Here is a 13,151-nt window from a genome sequence, read left to right on the forward strand (position 1 = left end):
GCGACCCGCGCTCGCGTCAATTGCTCAAGGCTTGCAGCAGCAGAAGCGCGGCGTTGCGCTGCTGCTCGTCGTTGTTGTTGCCCGTGTTGGAGACGCCGACTCCGACGCCCACGCCCACGATGATCGCGGCGAAGCCGCCGGCGACATAAGGCCCCGGATCGAAAGATCTCTCCTGGCCGACGGTCTCGGGATTGGACGAGACGCGCTTCGCGCAAATCGCGCCGTCGTTTTCGGCGATCGTCACCATCGCGCCCGCGTCGGCGCGCACCGCCAGCTTATCGCCGAGCATTATGCTCGCGGAGCCTTCGCGCACGAGAATGCGATCGCCGGGCGACAATGACGCAGCGTCGCGCAGCTCCGTGAACGAGCCGCCGCGCGACAGAAGCACGCCGCCCTTCACATTCGTCAGGCGCGCTTCGCCGACGGCGCAGACGTTGTGGCGCTGATTCGGCTGTGAGCCGACGGCCGCGCTCTCGGCGTAAGCCATTTGCGCGCAGCAGCCGAAAATGGCGATCGTCGCTAAAATTCTCTTCATTGAAACCCCCGATAAGCCAAATCGCCCGAGCGGAGCGTGATTCGACGCTAGCATTCGCGCTATCGTCGGTCTATTTGCGGTCATGCACGATGGCGCCTGCCGAATTGCTCGATCTAGACGCGCTCGCGAGACTTTCGACTGCGAGATTCACGTAGTCGGCGCTGCCGCTGACATCGGCGTCGGAGGCGATTCGCACCGGAATCTCGAGCTTGAGCCATTGCGCATCGCAGCCTTCGCTCGGCACGGTGAACTCGACGCGAAACGCGCGCAGCGGAGTAGTCTTCTTCAATAGCCGCGTCGTCGCCAGCGTCTGCGACGTATTCGCCGCGCAATAGATTCGCCAGCGCAGCCCCAGCTCATTGTCGAGATCGTCGGTTCTGGCGGCGCCGGAGAAGGCGTATCTTCCGGGCGCGAGCATGAGCATATGCGCCACATTGGAGAAAGCCACGCGCGCGCCGTAGAATTCGACGCTCAGCGTCTTGCGCCCCTCCTCCTCCGCCACCGCGATCGTCGCGCCGCTCGTCGGCGCGAATGTCCAATCGAAGGGGAGATTGGAGACCGGATATTGAAAGCGCTCATTGTAGAGCAGGCCGAGCTGGGCGAGCCGCTCCTGCGGCAGATGCGCGAGCCAGGCCGCATAGGCTTCGTCATAGAGACCGTCGCGCAGCAGCCGTGCGAGAAGCACGCTCATCTCCGCATCGGAAGGGCGCGCTTTTGAGGTCTGCAGCCGGCCGAAGAGACGAAGCATCACATTCGGATCTTTGATGAGGGGCGCCAGCTCGGCGACAATGACGGCGCGCCAGGGCGGAGCCGCCGCCAGCTGCCGAAAGAAACGGTCCTCCACCGCCGCACCGGAGCTCAGCATCGCCTGCAAGGACGGCGCGAGCTGTTGCGCCAGCGACGGACGCGCACGCAGCAACGTGTCCAGCTCGTCCAGCGCCTCGAGCAGCCGTCCATTGGCGAGCGCGCTGTCATAGAGCCAGGCGTGCGCGACGAGATCGATCGGCAGATGCGCGGCGGCGAGGCGCAGAATTCGCTCGGCGCGCTCCGCATCGCCGAGCTGCGCCACCGCTTTGCCATAGAGCGACAAGGCGCCGGGCGCGAGTGGATCGACGGCCAGCAGCCGCGCCGCGATCGACCGCGCCCTCTCGGCGCGCCGATCATCGTTCGGCGCCAGCTCGCGCTGAGCGAGCTGGATGAGCGTTGTCGGATCGGCCGCATCGAAGACGAGCGCCGCGCGCGGATCATGCGGCGCCAGCAGGGCGGAGAGCCCATGGCAGACGATGCGCCAGGCGAGAAAGGCGATCACGAGATAGGCGAGGACGTGTCGAGGCTCCAGCCGGCCGAGGCCGCGGGCGACGCTCTCCGCGCCGAAAATGATCGATCGCTTCATCGAAGGCGGCGCTCTCGCTGCGCCCGCGGCGCATCGCGGGCGTCGCCGACATAGCGCGCAGAAGGCCGAGCGATCTATCCGGTCTTGTCCGTAGTGGCGGGACTCAGCGCTTCGTCGCGAGCCCGGCCGTGGCCTTGGGCGCCTGCGCCGCGGCGTGGCCGCGCTCCAGCGGAACGAGCCTGTAGCCCTCCTGCTGCGTGAGCCAAGAGAGATAGGCGACGCCCTTGCTCTCGACGAGCAGCGGGTGGTCCGACGCTTCCGCCGTTTGCGCCAGCGCGCGCGGCGCGTCGAAGCTCTTGCCGCCGTCGCGCGAGCTCTGCGCGAGGATCGTCGTCAGCGTTCCGTCGAACTCCTTCCAGGCGCGGTAGAGCTTGCCGCCGCTGACGAGCAGTTGCGGACGCTGCGGCGCGCGCTCGGCGTCGCCGATGCGCTCGGGCTCGGAGAAGCTCTTTCCGCCATCCTCGCTGCGCGCATAGAACAGGCCCTGACGCGTCTTGCCGCGCGTGAACCATGCGATGTGCCAGCGCCCGGCGGCGTCGATCGCCATCGCCGGCCCTTGATGCGGGCAGGTGGTCGCCCAATCGTCGAGGCTGACGCGCGAGCCGGTGAGCGTCTTGCCGTCGGCGGAGAGCTTGGCGGCGATATGGTCGCGGCGATTATTCTCGAACACATGCCGCCACATGAAGACGGGCTGGCCGTCGCGATCGAGCGCGGCGCCGATGCGGCAGCATTCGCAGCTGTGATCGAGCAGAATGCTCTTGCCGGAAAAGCTCTTGCCGCCATCGTCGGACCAGGCGACCGCTATGCCGCTGCCCTCGAAGCTCTCGCCGGCGGCCTTCGCTTTGGCGGCGTCGCGCTTGTCGAGCCAAGCGGCGTAGAGGCGCCCTTTGGGGCCGACGATGAAGGTCTCGAAGCGCTGGCCCTTGTCGTCGACGAGCGGCTGCGGCGGCGCGAAGCTCTTGCCCTCGTCGGTCGAGCGCGTGACGAAGACCGTGCCCTCATAGCTCTTCTCGGGCCGCGTGGTGAAGCTCGCCACCAGAGTCCCATCGGCGAGAGCGACGATCTTGGGCCGCGCCTCGCCATTGTCGTCCAGCGTTCCGGCCGGCGCCGCGATGACGAAGGGCGGCGCGAAGCTCTTGCCATTGTCGCTGGAAACCGCGCCATAGACCTTGCCGGCGACAGAATAGGTCAGCCACAGCCGCCCATCGGCGCCGAAGGAGGGCGTCGCGCTGACCGCGCATTTGGGCAGCGGATCGGCGCAGGCCGGCGGCGCGGCATGGGCCATATGGCCCATTTTCTCGCCGCGGCCGGCTTTTTCCTCTGCGGCTCCCTTCTCCTGCGCGAGAGCGCTCGAAGCGGCGACCAAGGCGAGGGCGAGCGCGGCGGGTTTCATGGCGGTGTCTTTCTCAGCGGAAGTGGAATGTCTCTCGACGGACGGAAAGCCCGCCATCCCCGCGTCAGTGAAAGTTGAATCTCTGCGAGCCCTCGAAGGAGCCGCCGGGCGGCGGCGGGGCGATCAGGCCGGAGAGAATCTTGCGGACGATCTCCGCATGTTTCGGGCTGCTCGACTGGGCGATCGTCACCTGATCCACCTTACCGGCGGCGTCGATGTGGAAACTCGCCGTCGCCGAGCCGGGACCGGCGGGACTCGCCGTCGGCGTGCGCTTGGCGATCTCGCTATAGAGCAGGCCGAGGAACTTGCTCTGGGAGAGGCCGGAGGGAGCCGACGCCGCCGGGGCGGTGGCTGCAGGCGCCGCCAGTGCGCCGGGCTTATCCGTCTCCGTCGCCAGAGCGCCGGCGGCGGGAAGAGCGAGGAGAAGAACGAGCGTCGCGCGTTTCATCATGGGTCCGCATTTGGTTTTGCGCGGCGGCGACAGGGCCGCCGCGCGGGGTCCGCATCAGTGGAAGTTGAATTCCTGCACCGCGGAGAAGGAGCCGCCGGGCGGCGACACGGTGTGAACCGCGGCGAGGATTTGATTGACGACGGGCTCGAGCGCCGGATTGGAGGCGCTCTGCACCTTGTGCGACACGATGCGGCCGCCGGCGCCGACCGTGAAGGCGACATGGATCGAGCCGGTCTGCGCGTCGGAGGCCTTCGGCGTGTGGCGCTTGATCTCGGCGGCGAGCAGCTTGACATAGGCCTGCTTGGAGAGGGCGGGCTTCGCCTTCTCGGCCTGCTTCTTGTCCTTGCTCTTGTCCGCGTCCTTGCTCTTTTCCTTGTCGGCGGCCTTTTGCGGCTTGGCCTTGTGCTCGGCTTCCGTGGCCTTGTGCTCGGCCACTGCGGGAGCAGGAGCCGCGGCGGGAGCAGGCGCGGCGGCGGATTCGGCCGCAGCAGGAGCCGCCGCTTCGCCCTCGACCGCGAGGGCGGAGCCGGAGACGAGCCCGGCGATCATCAATATCGCTATTCTTTTCATTGAACGTCCCTCGATCTTTTTTTGCGCTCAGTTGAAGTGAAAACTCTGGGAGGCGACAAAGGCCCCGTTGGGCGGCGGCGGCGCGCGGAGCGATTCGATGATGCGCCGCGCCAGGGTCGCGTGAGCGGGCGATGAGCCCGAGGCGGCGATGATCGTAATGCCGCCGCTTTTCCCGACGAGGAATTTACAAAACGCACCGCCGCGGCCGATGGTCGCTCGATGCGGCGTGTGACGACGGATCGCCTGCGCCAGCAGCGATTTGTACATGCGATCCGCCGCCGAAGGCGACGCATTCGCCGCCGACTCCACGGGAGCGCGCGGCTTTGCGGCGGCGTCTGCTGCGGCGAGGACGGAGACGGAAATCAGACCGGCGATCGTCAGCGACGACAATCTCATTTCGCGTCTCTCGATCTTTTCGTCGCCTCAGTTGGCGTGGAAGTGGAAGCTCTGACTTGCGACGAACGATCCGCCGGGAGGCGGCGGCGCATGGACCGAGCCCAATATTCGCCGCGCGAGAGCGGCATGGGCGGGGGACGAGCCGGAGACCGAGATGCTGGTGATGCCGCCGCCGGAGGTCACATGGAAGGTGCATTGCGCCGTGCCTTCGCCGAGCCCTGCTGTGCCAGGCGTATGGCTGCGGATCGCCGCCGCGAGCAGCGCCTTATAGGCGCTCTGCGACATGCCATTGCTCTGTGACTGCCCTTCCGGCGCGCCCAACCGGCGCTGGGCGACGGCCTCGCGCTTCTTGTCGCGGTCGACGTCCTTCTTCTTCTCGACGATCTTCTTCTTTTTCTCGACGATCTCTTTCTGCTGCGGCAGCGACGGCGCATCGGGCGCCATCACTTGCGGCGGCGGAATGGCGAGATCGGGCTGCTCGATCTCCTCGGGCGGCGGCGGCTCTTCCTCCGCAGCGCTCACTTCCTGCGCTTCGAAGAAATCGCCCTGCGGAATGAGCTCCATGCTGACCGAGTCGAGGCTGGCGATGCTCGGGACCGCCAGTTTCAGCAGAAGCCAGCCGATCGCCGCATGGGCAACGATGACGCCTGCGAAGCTCGCCGGCCGCAGCCAGGCGGGCGTGACGGGCGGCGGGGTGCCCAGGGACGTCCCGTCATGCTCGAAAGAGGAGAGGATCGCATCCGTCATTTCGCCGCCCCTCCCGCGGGAACCGCCGCCGCAGGAACCGGGCTCGTTGCGGCGGGCTTCGCTCCAGCCGCCGTCGCGGCTGCGGCCGGCGTCGCCGCGCCCTTCGGCCGCGAGTCGGTGAGTATGGCGATGTGGGTGATGCCATTGGTCGCCAATTTGTCCATCACGGCGATCACCTCGCCGTAATTGGCCTCCTTGTCGCCACGAACATGAACGATGCGGCTCGTGTCGGAGCCCATCATCGCCTTGATGCCGTCGACGAGCGCCTCGGGGGAGACCTCATCGGCGCCGAGCGCCACCTTGCCGTCCTTAGAGACGGCGACGACGATCGGCTCCTTGGGATTGAGCGGCTGCGCCGCCTTGGACTGCGGGAGATTGACCTTCATGCCCTTGGCGAGCAGAGGCGCCGTCACCATGAAGATGATGAGCAGCACCAGCATGACGTCGACGAGCGGCGTCACATTTATCTCGGCGAGCGGCTGATAGAGGCTGTCGCCATTCTTGAAGCGCGTCGGAAGTCCGGCCATCACGCGGCCTCCCGCTTTCTGGCCGTGACGATGTGGCCGCTGGTGGCGTCGAGCGCCTTATCCTCGACATAATGGGCGACCTGCTGGCCGGCGCGCGCGAAAGCCGCGCCGATACGGTTATAGCCGACCGAGGCGGGGATGGCGGCCGCGAGGCCATAGGCGGTGGCGGCCAGCGCCTCGGCGATGCCCGGCGCGACCACCGCGAGGCTGGTGTCCTGCGATTGGGCGATGCCAGCGAAGCTGGTCATAATGCCCCACACCGTGCCGAACAGGCCGACGAAGGGCGCGACAGAGGAGATGACGGCGAGATTGGGCAGACCGCCTTCCGCCTTGGTCATCAGCTCGCGGCCGACGCGGCTCATGATCTCGGCGACGCGCTCGCGCTTCTCGCCGATGGACTCGCCGGGAAGATCGAAGGAGGCGGCGTGCTCGCCCGCGACCTCGATCGGCGCGAGCAGGCCGGCCGGCCCACCCGAGCGCGCAGCGCGCGCCGATTTGCCGATGCGCACGACGGCGACGACGCCCTCGACGATCAGCACCCAGGTCCAGACCGACGCCAGCAGCAGGACGGCCATGACCACCTTGCCCACCGGGCCGGCGTTCATGAACATGGTGACAGGAGAAATTGAGCCGTAATCCATAGGACGCACTCGCGCTTGGGGTTCCTCGATCTCGCGACGCCGCCGCGGATCAGCAGATTGTTGTTGCTTATGATTTTGTTCGTCCGACGGCGATGTCTCGCTCTCTCGAAAGGAGGGGGGCGCCGTCGAAGCCCTGCTTCGTCGATCCCGCGCCGCTCGCCGCGGAATCGGTCTGTCGTCAGATCAGAGCGACGAAATCGGCGGGCGGCGCGCGCGCGCCATTGACCGCCTGCGATAGGGCGAAAGACGGCTGCGCGGCGGCATAGGCTCGATAGACGGCGGGCCGCGCCGCGGTCTCACGGCGCAAGGCGCCAAAAATACGGCCAGGAAGAACCGCCGGACCAGAATGCGCGGCGAGGCAACAGGGGCAGTTCGCCCCTTTCTTGATCGGCCTGTCCGGCGTTCCGACATCCGCGTCGGCGAGCGCGTCATGACACATGGCGCGAGCGGCCTGATCGCCCGCGTGGACGGCGGCGCTCGAAAGACGATGCGGCGCGCCAGAAACGAGGAGGGCGAAAACGAGCGCGCAAACAGCGGCGATCGCGCAGATCGCGCGCATTTCTCTGCGCTGTCCCCCCGTGTGTGACATAAATGTCTCTTAACGGATTTTTTAACTTCTGACAATCTGCGGGGTCTTGGATTTATTTGGCGAAGCGCGCTAATTCGCAGCTGGTTTATCGATAGAGTTAACGCGCGCGATGGCGGCGGTCGCAAAGCTCCTCTTCCTTCTCGCCCTGCTGGGCCAGGCGCTGACAGCGCCTCTCGGCGGCATGCGCGCGCATGGCGAGTCGGCCCGCCTCTGCCTCGTCGCCCATGTCGAGGGGAACGACGCGGCCGAGGAGTTCGGCAAGCAGGCTCCCAAGAGCGACCAATCCCATCGGCATGGCGCCTGCGCCTTCTGCGAGCTCGGCGCCGGCGCGCCGCCGCTTCTGACCACTATGGCGTGGGTGGCGACGCAGCCTCCTCGCGCGCACGCCGCCGGCGCCTTCGTCGCATTTGCCGGAGCGCCCTTCTCGCGCGATGACGACAATGCGCCGACCCGCGCGCCGCCTCCCTTCTCCTGACGCGACAAAACCGCGGCGCAAAAAGCGCCGCAATTCGACGCGCGCCCTCGAAGAGAGGGCGTCAGGGAAGGACATCACAAATGTATCGCCACCATCTGCTGCGCGGCGTTTCCGCCGGCGCTCTCTTCGTCGTCTGCTCCGCCGCCATTCTCCCGGCCCGCGCCCAGGAGTCGCTGCCGACGATCGATATCAGCGGCGAGGGACAGCCCGCGCAGTCACGCCGGCCGGCGCCGACCTCCGTGTGGTCGCCGACTCTGCCCGACGGCAAGCCGGCCTTCGTGCAGAAGTTCGCTCTGCCGAACACTGTCGCCAGCGTCACCCGCAAGCAGATCGACGAGACGATCAACGTCATCGACACGGAAGACGTGGTCAAATATCTGCCGAGCCTGTTCGTCCGCAAACGCAACAGTGGCGACACGCAGGCCGTGCTGCAGACGCGCACCTGGGGCGTCGCGTCCAGCGCCCGCTCGCTCGTCTATGCCGACGATCTGCTGCTCACCGCTCTCATCGGCAATGACAACAGCATCGGCGCCCCGCGCTGGGGCCTCGTCGCGCCGGAGGAGATCGAGCGCGTCGACATGCTCTATGGGCCGTTCTCGGCGCAATATCCGGGCAATTCGATGGGCGGCGTGCTGCAGATCACCACGCGCATGCCCGACAAGCTGGAGGTCACCGCCAAGCAGAGCGTCTCGCTGCAGGACTTCTCGCTCTATGGAACGAGCAAGCTGTTCCACACCGAGGTGACGAGCGCCACCGTCGGCGACAAGATCGGCGATTTCTCCTGGTTCCTCACCGGCAATTACGCTCACGGCACCACGCAGCCGCTCACCTATGTGACGTCGAGCAGCCTCTATGGCTGGCCGGGCGCCTATTTCGGCAACACCAAATTCGGCGGGCCGGCCACCGTTCTCGGCTCCTCCGGCAATCTCGAGAACGATCAGGTCAACGCCAAGCTGAAGCTGGCCTATGACTTCACGCCGACTCTGCGCGCGACCTACACGCTCGGCTTCTGGAGCAATGACGGAACCTCGATTCCGCAATCCTATGTCTCCGGTGGGCTGCAGGCCTTCGGTTCGGCGAGCGGAACGGGCAGCATCGGCTCCTCGGCGATGCAGAGCTTCGGCAGCGGCTATTACCGCGTGCAGGAGAAGATGCTCACCAATGCGCTGGCGGTGAAATCCAACACGGGCGGACCCTTCGATTTCGAAGTCTCCGCCTCGCATTTCACCTATCTGCAATCCGATCAGCGCTCGCCCTATACGGCGGCGCCGGTCGGCTATTCCTCGACCGGCAAGGATGTCCGTTACAACGGCACCTATTGGACGCTGCTCGACCTCAAGGGCATTCTGCGGCCGGACGGCGTGCTCGCCGGGCACGACATCAGCTTCGGCCTGCATGGGGATCAGTTCCATCTGAACAATCCCACCTGGCTCACCACCAATTGGACGAGCGGCATGGCCTCGTCCTATGGCGTCGCGGCCTCGATCGGCAATGGCACGACGCGCACTCAGGCTCTGTGGGCGCAGGACGCGTGGAGGATCTCGAAAGAGTTCAAATTCACCGTCGGCGGCCGCTGGGAGCATTGGGTCGCGTCGGACGGCTATAATCAGTCGCTCGGCTCCATCAACGCCAATGGCTTCGGGTCGACGGCGACGGCGGCGAGCATGCTGCCGATCTATCAGCCGACGCTCTATCACACGCGCTTCTCTCCCAAAGGCTCGCTGCAATGGACGCCGGACGAGGATTGGACGGTCACCGGCTCGATCGGCCTCGCCAATCGCTTCCCGACCGCCAAGGAGCTCTATAATCTGACGACGATCCCGGGCGCGACGGGAACGGTGGTCAATCCCAACCCCAATCTGCGGCCGGAAGTGGCGCTCAGCAAGGAGCTCGCGGTCGAGCGCAAGATCGGCGCGGACGGCTCGGTGCGCGTGTCGCTGTTCGACGAGGAAGTGCGCGACGCGATCATCTCGCAGAGCACTTTCGTCACCGGGCAGAATTTCACGGCCTCGCAGACTACCAATGTCGATCGCGTCCGCAACAGCGGCGTCGAGCTCGCGGCGCGCAAGGACAATGTCGTCATCAAGGGACTCGAGCTCGTCGGCAGCGTGACCTATCTCAACGCTCGCGTCATCTCCGACAGCAAATGGGCGCCTTCGGGCGGCACGAACTACGACAATTGGGCGCTCTCGGTCGCCGGCAAGCGTGTGCCCAATGTGCCGGATTGGCGCGCCACCATGGAGGCGACCTATCGGCCCGACGATCATTGGGCCTTCACCGTCGCCGCCCGCTATCAGGGCCAGATGTGGACGACGCTCGCCAATAACGACATCGCTCATGGCGTCTATCAGAGCTTCGACCGCTTCTTCGTCGTCGACACGAAGATCCACTACAAGTGGAACAAGCACATCAGCTTCGACTTCGGCATCGACAACATCGGCAATTACAAATACTTCCTGTTCCATCCCTTCCCGCAGCGCACCTACACGATGTCGGCCAAATATGAGTTCGGGCGCGACAAGGGCGAGCGCGGAATATTCTTCGAGGGAGACGAGCCGCCGCTGTTCGACGTGTCGTTTGTGAGATGATCGGACGAGGCGATCCGGGTTCTTCTCGGATCGCCTCGCGACGCAGCGAGCCCTCGGGCTCGCTTTTTTATTCGACGACGCGGCTCGGCGTGCGCATCGTCACCAGCTCTTCGGCGAGCGTCGGATGCAGCGCCATTGTCGCGTCGAAATCGGCCTTGCGCGCGCCGAGCCGCAGCGCGATGGCGAGCAGCTGCGCCATCTCACCCGCCTCCGGTCCCAGTATATGCACGCCGACGACGAGATCGCTGGCGGCGTCGACCAAAATCTTCATGAAGACTTTTTCCGCGCGCTTCGACAGCGTCGCGCGCATCGGCCGAAAGCTCGTCTCGAAGACATTCAGCCGACCGTATTTCGCATGCGCCTCGGCCTCGCCGAGGCCGACGGTTCCGATCTCCGGCGTGGTGAACACGGCCGTCGGCACCAGATCGTGACTGACGCGGACATCCTTGCCGCCGAACACAGTGTCCGCGAAAGCATGGCCCTCGCGAATGGCGACGGGCGTCAGATTAATGCGATCCGTCACATCGCCGACGGCGTAAATGGACGCAATATTGGTGCGCGAATAATCATCGACGATGATCGCGCCGCTCTCCTTCATCGCGACGCCCACCGCCTCGAGCCCCAAGCCCTGCGTCAGCGGCGCGCGGCCGGTCGCCAGCAGAGCGGCGTCTATGTCGAGACGCGCGCCATTCTGCAGCGTCGCGACGAGTCCCCCGACCGTCTTCTCGAGCTTGGTGGGCAGAGCGCCGCGGTGAATCTCTATGCCCGCATTGACGAGCCCCTCGTCGAGCAGACGTCGCAAATTCTCGTCGAAGCCGCGCAAGGGCAGATCGGCGCGCAGCGACAAATGGACCTTGGAGCCGAGCCGCGCGAAAACGCTGGCGAATTCCACGGCGATATAGCCGCCGCCGACGACGAGCAGGCTCTTCGGCAGTTCCGGCAGATCGAAAATCTCATTGGATGAGATAGCCAGCTCAAGGCCCGGAATGTCCGGCCGCAGCGTCGGCGCGCCGCCGGTGGCGACCAGAATATAACGCGTCGAGACGCGCTTGCCGCCGGCGAAGGCGACTTCATTCGGCCCGGCGATCACGCCGCGCTCGCGAATGACCTCGACGCCGGCCTTCTCGAGATTTTGCGCATAGAGGCCGGAGAGGCGGGTGATCTCCGCCTCCTTGGCGGCGACCAGCGCCTTCCAGTCGAACGCCACTTCGCCGACGCGCCAGCCGAATCCGGCGGCGTCCTCGAAATCATCGTGGAAGCGGCTCGCCATCACATAGAGCTTTTTCGGCACGCAGCCGCGGATCACGCAGGTTCCGCCGATGCGAAACTCCTCGCATATCGCGACTTTCGCGCCATAGCCGGCGGCGATGCGCGCCGCGCGAACGCCGCCCGAGCCTGCGCCGATGACGACGAGATCATAATCATGCTCTGCCATTTCGAACCCCGGAATCTGTGACCCGAGGGCGAAAGGCCCGCACGGGTCCCGCCAGAGCTCGCCCGCTCCAGATTTCTCCGTTCATGGGGCGGCTAGAGCTCGTGGCCCTTCTTGCGCATCTCTTCGCGCACGCGCGTCATCATGTCGACGGAAATCTTCTGCGACCACGCCTGCATGGCGACGAACATGTCGCTCATCAGCACCGGCTGCATGCCGACATATTTGCGGCCCGAGGCGCTTTTGAAGAAAGCGGCGACGTCCTCGAGCTCCTTGGGCGAGAAACGCTGCGTGTAGAGCTGCGCGGCGCTGTCGACCATCTCCTCGACCTTTTTGTCGAACTCCGGCCGCACGGCGGCGAGCACGAGATTGAGGTCCGGCACCATTTCGGGCCGCGTGCGCGTCACCGAAAGGGCGATCTGCTCGAGATATTGCGGAATGATGAGCCGGAAAGACGAGGCGACGCCAGATTCGACGAGAACCGCTCGCGCCAGCGCCAGCTGCGCCGGCGTGGCCGCGACCGTGGGAGCCGAGGCGATGGGCGGCGAGACGGCCGCCGCAGGGGCGGCGCCCGGCCGCTGCTCGGCGGCGATGGCGGCGGTCGCCAGAATGAGCGCGGCGAAACCGATCGTCAGACGAAAAATCACTCGGGACATCTCCTCGTGAAACCAATTCGGCGGCGTGCGTCGCTCGGTTACGCCGCGCCCAGCCGGCCCAGCGTCGAGACGCCGTCGCGGCCGGCGACGACCACCGCCGTGGCGAGGCCGATGAACAAACCGTGCTCGACGACGCCGGGAATGGCGGAGAGGCGATCGGCCAGCGCGTCGGGATCGGAAATCGCGCTGAATGCGCAATCGAGGATCAAATGGCCGCCGTCGGTGACGAAAACATGGCCGTCAGGCTTCAGCCGCGGGCCGACGGTCCCGATTAGGCCGAGATCGCGCGCGACCCGCTCGACATGCAGCCGCGTCGCCTTGGCGCCGAAAGGATCGATCTCGACCGGCAGCGGAAAGGCGCCCAGAGTCTCGACCCGCTTCGATTCGTCGGTGATGACGATGAAGCGTTTCGACGCTGCAGCGACGATTTTTTCGCGCAGCAGCGCGCCGCCGCCGCCCTTGATGAGGCGCATTTTAGCGTCGAACTCATCGGCGCCGTCGACGGTGAGGTCCAGTTCCGGCGCCTCCTCCAGCGTCGCCAGCGGCACGCCCAGCGCGGCGGCCTGCGCGCGCGTGCGCTCTGACGTGGGAACGCAGAGCACATCGAGCCCCGCTTTCACCTTTGCCCCGAGCAGATCGACGAAATGCGCCGCCGTGGAGCCCGTGCCGAGCCCGAGCCGCATTCCCGGCTCGACGGCCTCGAGGGCCACGGCGGCCGCCTGTCGTTTCAGCTCATCGGCGGAAGGGGCGGGCATGGG

At 66.2% G+C, this 13,151-nt stretch carries 15 protein-coding genes; 2 read left to right on the top strand and 13 right to left on the bottom strand.

The window, feature by feature from the left end:
• Nucleotides 1–16: 16 nt before the first annotated feature.
• The 10 genes from METLW3_RS0119245 to METLW3_RS0119290 form a co-directional block, all read right to left on the bottom strand.
• Complete coding sequence (locus METLW3_RS0119245; RefSeq protein WP_024881449.1) at nt 17–535, bottom strand: hypothetical protein; 519 nt, start codon at nt 533–535, stop codon at nt 17–19.
• A 70-nt stretch (nt 536–605) separates the two neighbouring features.
• On the bottom strand, nt 606–1,928 hold the full coding sequence (locus METLW3_RS0119250; protein WP_024881450.1) for a hypothetical protein: 1,323 nt from the start codon (nt 1,926–1,928) through the stop codon (nt 606–608).
• 103 nt (nt 1,929–2,031) lie between these two features.
• A complete protein-coding gene (locus METLW3_RS0119255; RefSeq protein WP_024881451.1) occupies nt 2,032–3,321 on the bottom strand; it encodes a sialidase family protein in 1,290 nt (429 codons plus the stop codon).
• Nucleotides 3,322–3,385: 64 nt separating this feature from the next.
• Nucleotides 3,386–3,772 (bottom strand): energy transducer TonB, encoded by a 387-nt coding sequence (locus METLW3_RS0119260; RefSeq protein ID WP_245267419.1) that lies wholly within the window; start codon nt 3,770–3,772, stop codon nt 3,386–3,388.
• 54 nt (nt 3,773–3,826) lie between these two features.
• On the bottom strand, nt 3,827–4,342 hold the full coding sequence (locus METLW3_RS0119265) for a hypothetical protein (RefSeq protein WP_024881453.1): 516 nt from the start codon (nt 4,340–4,342) through the stop codon (nt 3,827–3,829).
• Between the two features lie 27 nt (nt 4,343–4,369).
• The gene (locus METLW3_RS27030; protein ID WP_024881454.1) at nt 4,370–4,738 is read right to left on the bottom strand and encodes a hypothetical protein; all 369 of its coding nucleotides are present in this window, start codon (nt 4,736–4,738) and stop codon (nt 4,370–4,372) included.
• Between the two features lie 27 nt (nt 4,739–4,765).
• The gene (locus tag METLW3_RS0119275) at nt 4,766–5,485 is read right to left on the bottom strand and encodes a hypothetical protein (RefSeq protein WP_024881455.1); all 720 of its coding nucleotides are present in this window, start codon (nt 5,483–5,485) and stop codon (nt 4,766–4,768) included.
• Nucleotides 5,482–6,012 carry a biopolymer transporter ExbD gene (locus METLW3_RS0119280; protein ID WP_024881456.1) on the bottom strand — a complete coding sequence of 177 codons (531 nt, stop codon included), beginning with the start codon at nt 6,010–6,012 and terminating at the stop codon, nt 5,482–5,484. The genes METLW3_RS0119275 and METLW3_RS0119280 overlap by 4 nt, the downstream gene beginning before the upstream one ends.
• Complete coding sequence (locus METLW3_RS0119285) at nt 6,012–6,653, bottom strand: MotA/TolQ/ExbB proton channel family protein (RefSeq protein ID WP_024881457.1); 642 nt, start codon at nt 6,651–6,653, stop codon at nt 6,012–6,014. Before METLW3_RS0119285 ends, METLW3_RS0119280 begins: the two co-directional genes overlap by 1 nt.
• Before the next feature lie 178 nt (nt 6,654–6,831).
• On the bottom strand, nt 6,832–7,212 hold the full coding sequence (locus METLW3_RS0119290; protein ID WP_051465462.1) for a hypothetical protein: 381 nt from the start codon (nt 7,210–7,212) through the stop codon (nt 6,832–6,834).
• Nucleotides 7,213–7,351: 139 nt separating this feature from the next.
• On the opposite strand from METLW3_RS0119290, the gene METLW3_RS0119295 reads away from it, so the two are divergent.
• Together METLW3_RS0119295 and METLW3_RS0119300 are read left to right on the top strand one after the other, a co-directional pair.
• Complete coding sequence (locus tag METLW3_RS0119295; RefSeq protein ID WP_024881459.1) at nt 7,352–7,717, top strand: DUF2946 family protein; 366 nt, start codon at nt 7,352–7,354, stop codon at nt 7,715–7,717.
• An 80-nt stretch (nt 7,718–7,797) separates the two neighbouring features.
• Entirely contained in the window at nt 7,798–10,305 is a 2,508-nt protein-coding gene (locus METLW3_RS0119300) for a TonB-dependent receptor (protein WP_024881460.1), read from the top strand.
• A 67-nt stretch (nt 10,306–10,372) separates the two neighbouring features.
• Here the strand turns inward: METLW3_RS0119300 and gor are convergent, their stop codons facing one another.
• From gor to rpiA, 3 genes are all read right to left on the bottom strand, one after another.
• Nucleotides 10,373–11,740, bottom strand: coding sequence for a glutathione-disulfide reductase (gene gor / locus METLW3_RS0119305; protein ID WP_024881461.1), 1,368 nt, complete (start codon nt 11,738–11,740; stop codon nt 10,373–10,375).
• A 92-nt stretch (nt 11,741–11,832) separates the two neighbouring features.
• Entirely contained in the window at nt 11,833–12,384 is a 552-nt protein-coding gene (locus tag METLW3_RS0119310; RefSeq protein ID WP_051465463.1) for a DUF2059 domain-containing protein, read from the bottom strand.
• Nucleotides 12,385–12,431: 47 nt separating this feature from the next.
• A complete protein-coding gene (rpiA, locus tag METLW3_RS0119315) occupies nt 12,432–13,148 on the bottom strand; it encodes a ribose-5-phosphate isomerase RpiA (protein WP_024881463.1) in 717 nt (238 codons plus the stop codon).
• Nucleotides 13,149–13,151: the final 3 nt, after the last annotated feature.

It is taken from the genome of Methylosinus sp. LW3, assembly GCF_000527115.1.
Classification (GTDB): domain Bacteria; phylum Pseudomonadota; class Alphaproteobacteria; order Rhizobiales; family Beijerinckiaceae; genus Methylosinus.

What these genes read in the sequence shown, in the direction of transcription:
- METLW3_RS0119245 (WP_024881449.1), bottom strand. Translation starts at nt 535, where the DNA reads ATGAAGAGAATTTTAGCGACGATCGCCATTTTCGGCTGCTGCGCGCAA.
- METLW3_RS0119250 (WP_024881450.1), bottom strand. Translation starts at nt 1,928, where the DNA reads ATGAAGCGATCGATCATTTTCGGCGCGGAGAGCGTCGCCCGCGGCCTC.
- METLW3_RS0119255 (WP_024881451.1), bottom strand. Translation starts at nt 3,321, where the DNA reads ATGAAACCCGCCGCGCTCGCCCTCGCCTTGGTCGCCGCTTCGAGCGCT.
- METLW3_RS0119260 (WP_245267419.1), bottom strand. Translation starts at nt 3,772, where the DNA reads ATGATGAAACGCGCGACGCTCGTTCTTCTCCTCGCTCTTCCCGCCGCC.
- METLW3_RS0119265 (WP_024881453.1), bottom strand. Translation starts at nt 4,342, where the DNA reads ATGAAAAGAATAGCGATATTGATGATCGCCGGGCTCGTCTCCGGCTCC.
- METLW3_RS27030 (WP_024881454.1), bottom strand. Translation starts at nt 4,738, where the DNA reads ATGAGATTGTCGTCGCTGACGATCGCCGGTCTGATTTCCGTCTCCGTC.
- METLW3_RS0119275 (WP_024881455.1), bottom strand. Translation starts at nt 5,485, where the DNA reads ATGACGGATGCGATCCTCTCCTCTTTCGAGCATGACGGGACGTCCCTG.
- METLW3_RS0119280 (WP_024881456.1), bottom strand. Translation starts at nt 6,012, where the DNA reads ATGGCCGGACTTCCGACGCGCTTCAAGAATGGCGACAGCCTCTATCAG.
- METLW3_RS0119285 (WP_024881457.1), bottom strand. Translation starts at nt 6,653, where the DNA reads ATGGATTACGGCTCAATTTCTCCTGTCACCATGTTCATGAACGCCGGC.
- METLW3_RS0119290 (WP_051465462.1), bottom strand. Translation starts at nt 7,212, where the DNA reads ATGCGCGCGATCTGCGCGATCGCCGCTGTTTGCGCGCTCGTTTTCGCC.
- METLW3_RS0119295 (WP_024881459.1), top strand. Translation starts at nt 7,352, where the DNA reads ATGGCGGCGGTCGCAAAGCTCCTCTTCCTTCTCGCCCTGCTGGGCCAG.
- METLW3_RS0119300 (WP_024881460.1), top strand. Translation starts at nt 7,798, where the DNA reads ATGTATCGCCACCATCTGCTGCGCGGCGTTTCCGCCGGCGCTCTCTTC.
- gor (WP_024881461.1), bottom strand. Translation starts at nt 11,740, where the DNA reads ATGGCAGAGCATGATTATGATCTCGTCGTCATCGGCGCAGGCTCGGGC.
- rpiA (WP_024881463.1), bottom strand. Translation starts at nt 13,148, where the DNA reads ATGCCCGCCCCTTCCGCCGATGAGCTGAAACGACAGGCGGCCGCCGTG.